This window comes from Streptomyces sp. NPDC093510, from assembly GCF_040683555.1.
GTDB lineage: Bacteria > Actinomycetota > Actinomycetes > Streptomycetales > Streptomycetaceae > Streptomyces.
Map to the genome: position 1 here is coordinate 19,591 of NZ_JBFBEE010000050.1, position 9,993 is coordinate 29,583.

A 9,993-nucleotide genomic window follows, 5' to 3' on the forward strand; every position below is an offset into this window, starting at 1 on the left:
CCCTCTACGCAGGAACGCGCCACTCTGGCATATGCCTATGTCATGATCCAGGCGCTACGCCCTCCCCGCCGGTCACAGCACCGCGCTGAGAAACTCCCGGGTCCGCTCGTGCTCGGGCTCCGTGAAGATCTTCTCCGGCGTACCGGACTCGATGACCCGGCCCGAGTCGAACATGAGGACCTGGTCCGAGATGTCCCGGGCGAAGTTCATCTCGTGCGTCACGCACAGCATCGTGATGTCGGTGGTGTGCGCGATGTCGCGGAGCACGTCGAGGACGCCCGCCACCAGCTCCGGGTCGAGCGCGGACGTCACCTCGTCGAGCAGCAGCACCTGCGGCCGCATCGCCAGGGCCCGCGCGATGGCGACGCGCTGCTGCTGGCCGCCGGAGAGCTGCGTCGGGTACGCGTCGCAGCGGTCGCCGAGCCCGACCAGGTCGAGCAGCTCGCGGGCCCGCACCTCCGCCTCGTCCTTGGAGAGGCCGAGGACGCTCACCGGCGCCTCGGTGATGTTCCGCAGCACCTTCATGTTCGGGAAGAGGTTGAACTGCTGGAACACCATCCCGATGTTCTTGCGGACCTCGCGGACGTGCTTCTCGCCCGCGGGGACGAGCTTGCCGTTCTTCTCCTCGTGGGTGAGGTACTTGCCGCCGACCTTGATGGTGCCCTGCTCGGGCTTCACCAGCGTCATGAGGAGCCGCAGGATCGTCGTCTTGCCGGAGCCGGACGGGCCGATCAGCGTTACGTGCTTGCCGGAGGCGACGGAGAAGTCCAGCTCGTCCAGGACGACGTTCGAGCCGTAGCGCTTGACGACCTTGTCGAAGCGGATCAACTCGCTTCCGTCGACGGCCGGGTTGGGGATTTCCTGGGAAGTGCTGCTGTCAGCGGACAAGGCGACGCTCCAAAACTCGCAGAAGAAGAGAGGCCGGGTAGGCGATGACGATGAAGGCGACACCGACCACGCTGATCGCCTCGTAGGTGAAGGTCGCCTGGCTGTAGCCCTGGGCCTGGCCGAGCATGTCGAGCGCGCCGATGGCGGCCATCTGCGGCGACTCCTTCAGCATGACGATCACGTAGTTGCCGAGCGCGGGGATCACCCGGCGCACCGCCTGCGGCAGGATCACGGACGTCCAGGTGCGGCGCTTGGAGAGGCTGAGCGCGGTCGCCGCCTCCCACTGGCCGGCCGGCACACCGTCGATGCCCGCCCGGTAGACCTCCGAGGTGTACGTCGAGTAGTGCAGCCCGAGACCGACGATGCCCGTGGTGAGCGGGGACATCGAAGGCCCCCACTCCGGCACCACGTAGAACAGGAAGAACAGCTGCACCAGGAGCGGGGTGTTCCGGATGAACTCGGTGACCACCGTCACCGGCCACCGGATCCACTTCTTCTCGGACCGCTGGGCGATCGCCCACACCAGGCCCAGCGAGAAGGCGATCAGGGTGCCGAAGAACAGCGCCTTGAGGGTCAGCTCCACGCCGTCCCAGAACAGCGGCATGAAGTCGTCGACGTGCGACCAGTTCCAGTTCACTTGGCACCCCCCGTGCCCGCGACGACGTCGATCGACGACTTGGCGCGCATCCCGCTGAACAGACCCGTCTTCTCCGGCGCCTGCCCGACGCGTTTCTTGGCGTGCCGCTCAAGGAGCCGCATGCCGCGCGTGAGGACGAACGCGAGGACGAAGTACAGGGCGAGCAGCAGGGTGTAGATCGGCGCGCTCTCGTTCTTCACGAGCCGCAGCAGGTCACCGGCGAACGTCATGTCGGCCACCGCGATGAGGGACACCAGCGACGTGCCCTTGAGCAGCTCGATGAGCAGGTTGTTGAACGGCGGGATCATCTCCGGCCAGGCCTGCGGCAGTTCGATACGGCGCAGCCGCTGCGCCGGGGTGAAGTTCAGGGCGATGCCCGCCTCGCGCTGCGCGGGCGGCACCGCGGCGAGCGCGCCGCGCACGATCTCGGAGGCGTACGCGCCATAGGTGATGCCGAGCGCGAGCACGCCCGCGAACATCGGCTGGAAGCTGATGTTGAAGACCGGCGGCACGGTGAACGCGATCCAGAACATGAAGACCAGCGACGACGTGCTGCGGAAGATCTCGAAGTAGGCCCCGGCGAGGAACCGCACGATCCAGAGCCGGTTCGTGCGCAGCACACCGATCGGGAAGGCGATCACGAAGGCGAGGGCCGCGCTGTAGAAGGTGACCTGGACGGTGATCCAGATGCCGGGCAGGAACCAGTTCCCGAAGAACTCCGACGACATCATGAGGAGAGGCCCTTCACCGGTGGACAGAGCTTCCGCAGGGTCAGATCGGTCATCTCGGCCTCGGTGAAGCCGAACGGCTTGACGATCCGCAGCAGTTCGCCGCTCTTCTTGAGCTTGTGCAGCTCCTTGTTGAAGGCGTCCCGCAGGTTCTTCTCGGAGAGCCGGAAGGCGAAGCCGCCCGCGCCGTAGGCGGGCTTGCCGTCGACCTCGGGCTGGAACGGTTCCGTTGCCTCGACCCGTGGATTCTTCTTGATCACCGTGCGGACGGTGACGTTGGTGCCGGCGAAGGCGTCGACCCGGCCCTGGGCCACGGCGTCGAGCCCCGCCACCTGGTCGGGCAGGACGAGGACAGACTTCACGCCCGCGGCCTTGGCGTAGTCGATCTCCGCGTAGGCGGTGCCGCTCGCCAGCTTCAGGCCCTTCTCGGCTATGTCCTCGTAGCCCTTGATGCCGTGCGGATTGCCCTTCTTCACGATGAAGGAGTCGAGCATCAGGTAGTCCGGGTCGGAGAAGAGCACCTGCTCGCACCGCGTCGGATTGATGTACATGCCCGCCGACACCACGTCGAACTGCCGCGCCTGTGTGAGCCCGGGAATCAGCGCACCGAACTTGGTCGGCACCGCCTTGACCTCGGGCACCCCGAGGCGCGGGAAGATGACCTTGGCGATGGCCGGCGCCTCGCCCGTGACCTCGCCGTTCTCGTCGATGTATCCGAACGGGACCTCGCCCGCGACACCGATCCTGACCGTACCGCTGTCACGCAGGCGCTCCAGCAGATCGCCCCCCTCGACCTTCCCCTCGTCGGGGACGCGGCTGCATGCCGAGACCCCGAATGCGCCCAGAGCCGCCCCGCCCGCTCCGGTGAGCAGGGCGCGGCGGCGCACCGCTCTGCCTGTGAATCCCTCGTTGTTCCCAAGTGGTGGAGCCATGGGCGCGCGGCTACCCGACTCCAAGCGAGTTATGCCGACGAATTCCGGCCCCTGATGCAATCGTTGTGCCCTTGACCCAGGGAGGAGCATGGGACACATGGCAGAGCGATTCATCGAAGTCTCCCTCGCTAAGCGGGGAGTTCAGTGCACGGCGAAACTGCTCGACGACCGGGCCCCGGTGACCTGCGCGGCGGTGTGGGAGGCACTGCCGCTCGGCTCGGACGTCTATCACGCGAAGTACGCGCGCAATGAGATCTACGCCCTCTTCCCGGCGTTCGCGGACCGCGAGCCGCCTCTGGAGAACCCGACAGTCACCCCCATCCCGGGAGATCTCTGCTATTTCTCCTTCTCCGGTACGGAACTGGGCACCCAGGCGTACGGATACGAGGCGGAGGCCGACGTGCGGGCGGGCACCACCGTCGTCGACCTCGCCCTCTTCTACGAACGGAACAACCTGCTCCTGAACGGCGACGTCGGCTGGGTGCCCGGCATCGTCTGGGGCCAGATCGTCGAGGGCCTCGACCGGATGGCCGAGGCCTGCAACGACCTGTGGCGCGCGGGCGCCCAGGGCGAGACGCTGAACTTCCGGCGCGCGTAGCGCGGTGGCGCGGTGGCGCGGTGGCGCGGTCGCGCGGTCGCGCGGTTCAGCCGAGGGAGGGCGGCGCGATCCCCGCGCTGCCCGCCTCGTACAACGCGTGCGCCGCACGGAGCACCACCGCGTCCGCGTGGCGCGCGGCCACCAGCTGCACGCCGATGGGCAGCCCGTCGTCGTCCACCCCGCAGGGAACCGTCGCGGCGGGCTGCTGGGTGAGGTTGAAGGGGTACGTGAACGGGGTCCAGCCCGTCCAGCGCCGGTGCCCCGACCCCTTCGGCACCTCCGTTCCCGCCTCGAACGCGGTGATCGGCAGCGTCGGCGTGACCAACAGGTCGTACGTCGAGTGGAAGTGGCCCATGCGCCGCCCGAGATCCATGCGCACATCGACCGCCTCCAGGTACTCCAGCGCGCTGTACCGCGCCCCCTGCCCGCAGATCTCCCGCAGCCCCGGGTCGAGCAACTCCCGCTGGGCGGGCGACAGATGCTGCACGACGCGCGCCGCTCCGCTGAACCACAGCGTCTCGAAGGCGTCCACCGGCTCCGAGAAGTCGGGGTCCGCCTCTTCCACGTACGCGCCCTGCGCCGCGAGCGACTCGACGGCCCGCCGCACGGCCGCCGCGACGGCGGGCCGCACCGCGACCTGCCCGCCCAGCGAGGGGGAGTAGGCGACGCGCAGCCCGTGCACGCCGCCGCCCAGACCGGCGCTGAAACCGTCTGCGAAGGCGCCGAGTTGGGACCAGTCGCGCGCGTCGGGGCCCGTGATCACCTCCATCATCAGCGCCGCGTCCGCCGCGTCCCGCGTCATCGGGCCCACGTGGGCGAGCGTCCCGAAGGGGCTCGCGGGATACAGCGGCACCCGGCCGTACGTCGGCTTCAGCGCGAAGATCCCGCAGAACGCCGCCGGAATCCGCACCGAACCGCCGCCGTCCGTGCCGAGCGACAGCGGGCCCGCGCCGACCGACACGGCGACCGCGCTGCCGCCGCTGGAGCCGCCGGAGGTGCGCGACGGATCGTACGGATTTCGGGTGATACCGCTCTGCGGGCTGTCCGTCACGCCCTTCCACCCGAACTCCGGTGTCGTCGTCCGGCCGATGAACACCGCGCCGTGTTCCCGCAGCCGGGCCACCGAGGGCGCGTCCTCATTCCACTTCCCCTCAGGGCTGACCGTTCGCGAGCCGCGCAGCGTCGGCCCGCCGCGCATCAGGAGCAGGTCCTTCACGGACACCGGAACGCCGTCCACCAGACCCTGCGGCTCACCCCGCCGCCACCGCTCCGCACTGGCCTCGGCCTGCGCCGACGCCGTCTCCGCCGCGATCCGCACGAAGGCGTTCACCGTCGGCTGTGTCTCCTCGGCCCGCCGCAGCGCGGCCCGGACCGCGTCGACCGGGCTGAATTCGCCCTTGCGATAGCCGTCGACGAGTTGTACCGCGGTGAGATCCGTGAGCTCGGTCATGCAGGCTCCTCAGCAGACAGGCGGGCGATCGGGAAGGGAGGAGAGGCGGGGTGATCAGTGGCCCGGGACGTACCCGCGTTCCTTGTCGACCACGTTCGTCAGCGGCCGGCCCGCCGCCCACGCCTCGTACAGCTCGACGAACTGGGCGCCCAGTTCGTCACGCCAGCCCACCGTGTCGCCGCTCATGTGCGGGGAGACGAGCAGGCCCGGCGCCGTCCACAGCGGGCTGTCCGGGGGCAGCGGTTCGTGCTCGAAGACATCGAGGGCGGCGCCCGCGATCCACCGTTTCGTCAGGGCGGCGACCAGGTCGTCCTCGACGACGAGGGGCCCGCGCCCGATGTTGATGAACCGGGCGGAGGGCTGCATGAGGCCGAAGCGCCGGGCGTCGAACATGCCGCGCGTGGCGTCCGTGAGGGGCGCCGCGCACACCACCCAGTCGGCCCGCGCCATCAGCCGGTCCAGCTCGTCCGCCCCGTGCACGCCGGGGCGCGCCGTGCGGCCCACCAGGGCCGTGATGATCCCGAGGCCCTTCAGCGCCCGCACGATGGCGCGCCCGATCGGCCCGGAACCGACCACGCAGGCGCGCGTGCCCGCGATCCGCTGGGTCTCGCGGTGGTGCCAGGACCGGTCGCGCTGGAGCTCCAGGGTGCGCGGCAGATCCTTGGCCATGGCGAGCACGAGCGCCGCCACGTACTCGGCGATGGGCCGGTCGAAGACACCGCGCGCGTTCGTCACCACCGTGTCGGACGCGGCGAGTTCGGGACACATCAGGTGGTCGACGCCCGCGCTCGCGGTGTGCACCCAGGAGGGCCGCGGCCCCTCGCCCGGCCATGCTCGGCGCACCGCCTCGGAGGTGAAGTCCCACACCAAAAGCACGTCCGCGAGGGGCAGTCGCCCGGCCAGCGTGGTCTCGTCGGCGTGCTCGATCCGGGCCCGGCCCGCCAGGCTTCCCAGGCGTGGCGGCGGGGTCGGGGGCTCGGCGTCAAGGACGAGGACGGTCGTTTCGGAAACCGACGGGACACCGTTTCGCAATGAGATTCCGCTTCCCTGTCAGGAGGTACGGCCGAGCCGCGTCCAAACAGGACTCAGCCGTCTGAGATGTGCGGATTGACCACGCTCGCACCCGAACCTACCTTCGTCAACAGAGGCACTGCTGTACCGGCAGTGCAAGAACCAGTACTCTCCGTGCAGCCGCTCACACACTCTGTGTGGTACGCCCGCGCAGATCTCCCCGTCCCGACGTCCCGGCGCGTCGCCGGCATCGCTCGTCCCCGGCCCCCGGCCGGTCCCTGAACCCACGCACTACTTGGGGACTGCTCATGGACGTCTCTTTCCTCGGCGGACCACACCCTCAGCGCGGTGTCGGCGTCGTCGCCCCTTTCGACTTCGTCCTCGACCGCGAACTGTGGCGCTGGATCCCGGACGAGGTCTCCCTCCATCTGACCCGCACGCCGTACGTGCCCGTCGAGGTCAGCCTCGACCTGGCACGGCTGGTCAGCGAACACGAAACACTCGCCGAGGCGGTCCGGGCACTGACCGCCGCCGAGCCCGAAGTCCTCGCGTACGCCTGTACGTCGGGCAGTTTCGTCGGCGGCACCGCGGGTGAACGCGCGATGTGCGAGGCCATGACGCGCGAGGGTGCGGTCGCCTCGGTGACCACGTCGGGCGCGCTCCTGGAGGCCATCGGGGAACTGGGCGCGCGACGCATCGCGCTCGTCACGCCCTACACCTGGTCGGTCACCCAGGCCCTGGAGGAGTACCTGGCGTCGGCGGACGTGGCCGTCACCGGCCGCGCCTACCTCGGCCTCACCCGGCACATCTGGAAAGTCCCCTACCGGGACGTGGCCGACATGGCGCGCCGCGCGGTCCTCGGCAGCGACGGAGGCGCCGATCTCCTCTTCATCAGCTGCACGAACCTGCCGACCTACGACGTCATCCCGCAACTGGAAGCGGAGCTGCGCATGCCGGTGATCTCCGCGAACCAGGTGACGATGTGGTCCGCGCTGCGCCGGCTGGGTACCCGTGCGGTAGGGCCCTATCAGGCACTGATCGATCCGACGGCACGGCCGGGCGCGAGCAGCCCGCTGAATCCGCCGGCACCGCCGCAGGGCCTGCCCGAAGGACCACCCGCAGAAGGAGGAGGCTGGACGTGACGGCACTCGGATTTCTCTACCCGGGGCACTCGGCCGAGGACGACTATCCCCGCATGGAGCAGATGCTCGGCAGCGACATCCGGCTGCAGGTCGTCCACACGGACATCGGCGAGGACGCCCACCGGGTCGACGCGCTCCTGGAGATGGGCTCGGCGACGCGGCTCGCCACGGGCGTCGAGGAGCTGCGGCTCTCCGGCGCCGAGGCGGTGGTGTGGGCCTGCACCAGCGGCAGCTTCGTCTTCGGCTGGGAGGGCGCCCACGACCAGGTCCGCGGGCTGGCCAGGGCGGCGGGGCTGCCCGCCTCCTCGACGTCGTTCGCCTTCGCCCACGCCGTACGCGAGGTGGGGGCGGTCAGGGTCGCGGTCGCGGCGACGTATCCGGAGGACGTGGCCGGGCACTTCTCGGCGTTCCTGAAGGACGCGGGCGCGGAGGTCGTGTCGGCCAGGGGCAGCGGCATCATCACGGCCGCGGAGGTCGGCACATGGGGCCGCGACGAGGTCTTCGCACTGGCCCGCGCGGGCGACCACCCGGACGCCCAGGCGGTACTCCTGCCCGACACCGCGCTGCACACGGCGGCGTACGTCCGCGATCTGGAGGCCGAGCTCGGCAAGCCCGTCCTGACGGCGAACCAGGTCACGGTCTGGGAGGCCCTGCGCCTCGCCCAGCGCCGGGTGAACGCGCCGGCCCTGGGCCACCTGTTCACGAAGGAGCCGCTGGTGCAGGCGGAGAAATAGGGCGCGGCTCACGGGCTGAGGATCAGCCTGACCACCGTTAACGTCTGGACCGACCCGGACACGTAGTAGAGGACTATGGCGCCGCCGACCGTGGCCTCCCTGCGGTCGGGGTCGTCCCGTACGGGCGTGGAGCCGTGGCCGTACGGGTCCCGGCCCACGGTGCGCGCGAGGGTGGCGCGGAAGGCGTCGGCGTCGCCCATCTTGGTGAGGGTGTCGTCGGCGGGCGGCGCGTAGGTGACGCGGTAGCCCTTGCGGTGGCGAGGGCTCACGACGTGCCCCGCCTCTCCGCCTCGTCGGACGCCAGCCGGGCGAGCCGGGCCTCGGCGTCCGGGTCGGGCACGGCCTCCAGCATCCAGTGCCGCATCACCGCGTGGATCTCGTCGACCCCGGCTCCGTTGATGGCCCCGTCGAACTCCGCGCGACGCTCCGCGGGGAGGGCGGCGCGGATGTCCGGGATGGTGTTGGGCACTTCGACCTCGACTCCGTCGACGAGGGTCTTCAGGGGATCAGCCATGGTCGGCACGGTAGCGGGTACGGCCGCGCCGACATGCGGGGAATAAACGGAGTGACCCTCCTGTTCTCGTGTCCGTACCCACGTGACGCATGTACGCAGTGCAGGAGGCACCCCCAGTGACAGTGGACCCGACCGGCGAAGGCACCCGCGACGACGGCATCCGCGGCGAGCGGCAGGGCACCGCGCCCGTGCCCCTGTCCGTGCTCGACCTCGTCACCGTCGGCGCCGGACGCACCGCCACCGGCGCGCTGCGCACCAGCGTCGAGATCGCCGGGCTGGCCGAGGCCCGCGGCTACCACCGCTACTGGGTCGCCGAGCACCACTCCATGCCCGGCGTCGCCTCGTCCTCGCCCGCCGTGATCCTCGCCCACCTGGCCGCGCACACCGCCCGCATCCGGCTCGGCTCCGGCGGCGTCATGCTGCCCAACCACGCCCCGCTCGTCATCGCCGAACAGTTCGGCACCCTGGAGGCGATGGCTCCCGGCCGCGTCGACCTCGGCCTCGGCCGCGCCCCCGGCACCGACGGCGCCACCGCCGCCGCCCTGCGCCGCACGGACCGCCTGAACGAAGGCGCCGACGACTTCCCGCAGCAGCTCGCCGAGCTCACCCGCTTCCTCGACGACGACTTCCCCGACGGCCACCCCTACGCCCGCATCCACGCCGTCCCCGGACCCGTCCAGGCGACCTCGCCGGGCGGCGTCCAGTCCCCGCACCGGCCGCCGATCTGGCTGCTCGGCTCGTCCGGCTTCAGTGCCCGCCTCGCCGGCACCCTCGGCCTGCCGTTCGCCTTCGCGCACCACTTCTCCGCGCAGAACACGATTCCGGCCCTCGACCTCTACCGCGAGACGTTCCGGCCCTCCGCGGTCCTCGACGCCCCGTACGCCCTCATCGGCGTCTCGGCGCTCGCGACCGACGACGAGAAGGAGGCCCGCCGCCAGGTCATGGCCGCCGCGCTGAACATGGTCCGCCTGCGCACCGGCCGCCCCGGCCTCGTGCCCACCCCCGAGGAGGCGGAGGCCTATCAGTTCAGCGAGATGGAGCGGGACTTCGTCAGCAGCTGGAACTCCAACGTCATCCACGGCACCGCCGACCAGGTCCGCACCGGCCTGGACGACCTCGCCAAGCGCACCGGCGCCGACGAACTGATGATCACGGGCAACGCGCACAGCGGCGACATCCGCCTGCGCTCCTACGAACTGATCGCGGACGCGTACGGCCTGCCGAAGGCGTAGCCGTAGCCGCCCCCCTCACGGCCGGGCGTCGCCTAGGGTCCGTCTCTCCGATCATGAGCGGAGCCAGATGAGGAGTGCGGCGGCGGTAACGGTGCCAAGGAATACGTATCCGCGCTTGTCGTAACGG

General features: G+C 70.5%; 12 protein-coding genes. 4 read left to right on the plus strand and 8 right to left on the minus strand.

Annotated features, from left to right (window positions below; all coding sequences use genetic code 11):
* Window positions 1-72: 72 nt before the first annotated feature.
* The 4 genes from ehuA to ehuB are packed head-to-tail and all read right to left on the minus strand — an operon-like array spanning window position 73 to window position 3,185.
* The gene (gene ehuA / locus AB0N81_RS41235; RefSeq protein WP_365367952.1) at window positions 73-888 is read right to left on the minus strand and encodes an ectoine/hydroxyectoine ABC transporter ATP-binding protein EhuA; all 816 of its coding nucleotides are present in this window, start codon (window positions 886-888) and stop codon (window positions 73-75) included.
* The gene (ehuD, locus tag AB0N81_RS41240; protein WP_361166260.1) at window positions 878-1,525 is read right to left on the minus strand and encodes an ectoine/hydroxyectoine ABC transporter permease subunit EhuD; all 648 of its coding nucleotides are present in this window, start codon (window positions 1,523-1,525) and stop codon (window positions 878-880) included. The genes ehuA and ehuD overlap by 11 nt, the downstream gene beginning before the upstream one ends.
* Window positions 1,522-2,253, minus strand: a complete 732-nt coding sequence (ehuC, locus tag AB0N81_RS41245; RefSeq protein ID WP_365367966.1) for an ectoine/hydroxyectoine ABC transporter permease subunit EhuC — start codon at window positions 2,251-2,253, stop codon at window positions 1,522-1,524. The genes ehuD and ehuC overlap by 4 nt, the downstream gene beginning before the upstream one ends.
* Window positions 2,253-3,185: an ectoine/hydroxyectoine ABC transporter substrate-binding protein EhuB gene (gene ehuB / locus AB0N81_RS41250; protein ID WP_365367954.1), complete on the minus strand. Its 933-nt coding sequence runs from the start codon at window positions 3,183-3,185 to the stop codon at window positions 2,253-2,255. Before ehuB ends, ehuC begins: the two co-directional genes overlap by 1 nt.
* A gap of 97 nt (window positions 3,186-3,282) precedes the next feature.
* Here ehuB and AB0N81_RS41255 point away from each other — a divergent pair, with 97 nt between their 5' ends.
* Window positions 3,283-3,783 carry a DUF3830 family protein gene (locus AB0N81_RS41255; RefSeq protein WP_055567492.1) on the plus strand — a complete coding sequence of 167 codons (501 nt, stop codon included), beginning with the start codon at window positions 3,283-3,285 and terminating at the stop codon, window positions 3,781-3,783.
* Window positions 3,784-3,829: 46 nt separating this feature from the next.
* On the opposite strand, the gene AB0N81_RS41260 is transcribed toward AB0N81_RS41255, so the two are convergent.
* Both AB0N81_RS41260 and AB0N81_RS41265 read right to left on the minus strand, forming a co-directional pair.
* Window positions 3,830-5,233 (minus strand): amidase, encoded by a 1,404-nt coding sequence (locus AB0N81_RS41260; RefSeq protein WP_365367956.1) that lies wholly within the window; start codon window positions 5,231-5,233, stop codon window positions 3,830-3,832.
* A gap of 54 nt (window positions 5,234-5,287) precedes the next feature.
* Entirely contained in the window at window positions 5,288-6,265 is a 978-nt protein-coding gene (locus tag AB0N81_RS41265; RefSeq protein WP_365367958.1) for a D-2-hydroxyacid dehydrogenase, read from the minus strand.
* Between the two features lie 287 nt (window positions 6,266-6,552).
* Between AB0N81_RS41265 and AB0N81_RS41270 the strand changes: the two genes are divergently transcribed.
* Window positions 6,553-7,386 (plus strand): decarboxylase, encoded by an 834-nt coding sequence (locus tag AB0N81_RS41270; protein WP_365367960.1) that lies wholly within the window; start codon window positions 6,553-6,555, stop codon window positions 7,384-7,386.
* Window positions 7,383-8,120, plus strand: coding sequence for a decarboxylase (locus tag AB0N81_RS41275; protein ID WP_365367962.1), 738 nt, complete (start codon window positions 7,383-7,385; stop codon window positions 8,118-8,120). The genes AB0N81_RS41270 and AB0N81_RS41275 overlap by 4 nt, the downstream gene beginning before the upstream one ends.
* 8 nt (window positions 8,121-8,128) lie before the next feature.
* On the opposite strand, the gene AB0N81_RS41280 is transcribed toward AB0N81_RS41275, so the two are convergent.
* Window positions 8,129-8,320, minus strand: coding sequence for a hypothetical protein (locus AB0N81_RS41280; RefSeq protein WP_365367968.1), 192 nt, complete (start codon window positions 8,318-8,320; stop codon window positions 8,129-8,131).
* 65 nt (window positions 8,321-8,385) lie between these two features.
* On the minus strand, window positions 8,386-8,634 hold the full coding sequence (locus AB0N81_RS41285; RefSeq protein ID WP_365367964.1) for a hypothetical protein: 249 nt from the start codon (window positions 8,632-8,634) through the stop codon (window positions 8,386-8,388).
* A 122-nt stretch (window positions 8,635-8,756) separates the two neighbouring features.
* On the opposite strand from AB0N81_RS41285, the gene AB0N81_RS41290 reads away from it, so the two are divergent.
* Window positions 8,757-9,866, plus strand: coding sequence for an LLM class flavin-dependent oxidoreductase (locus AB0N81_RS41290; RefSeq protein ID WP_365367970.1), 1,110 nt, complete (start codon window positions 8,757-8,759; stop codon window positions 9,864-9,866).
* Window positions 9,867-9,993 lie beyond the last annotated feature (127 nt).

Bases quoted from the DNA above. Each gene is read 5' to 3' on its own strand.
- ehuC (WP_365367966.1), bottom strand. From the start codon at position 2,253: ATGTCGTCGGAGTTCTTCGGGAACTGGTTCCTGCCCGGCATCTGGATC.
- ehuB (WP_365367954.1), bottom strand. From the start codon at position 3,185: ATGGCTCCACCACTTGGGAACAACGAGGGATTCACAGGCAGAGCGGTG.
- AB0N81_RS41255 (WP_055567492.1), top strand. From the start codon at position 3,283: ATGGCAGAGCGATTCATCGAAGTCTCCCTCGCTAAGCGGGGAGTTCAG.
- AB0N81_RS41260 (WP_365367956.1), bottom strand. From the start codon at position 5,233: ATGACCGAGCTCACGGATCTCACCGCGGTACAACTCGTCGACGGCTAT.
- AB0N81_RS41270 (WP_365367960.1), top strand. From the start codon at position 6,553: ATGGACGTCTCTTTCCTCGGCGGACCACACCCTCAGCGCGGTGTCGGC.
- AB0N81_RS41280 (WP_365367968.1), bottom strand. From the start codon at position 8,320: ATGGGCGACGCCGACGCCTTCCGCGCCACCCTCGCGCGCACCGTGGGC.
- AB0N81_RS41285 (WP_365367964.1), bottom strand. From the start codon at position 8,634: ATGGCTGATCCCCTGAAGACCCTCGTCGACGGAGTCGAGGTCGAAGTG.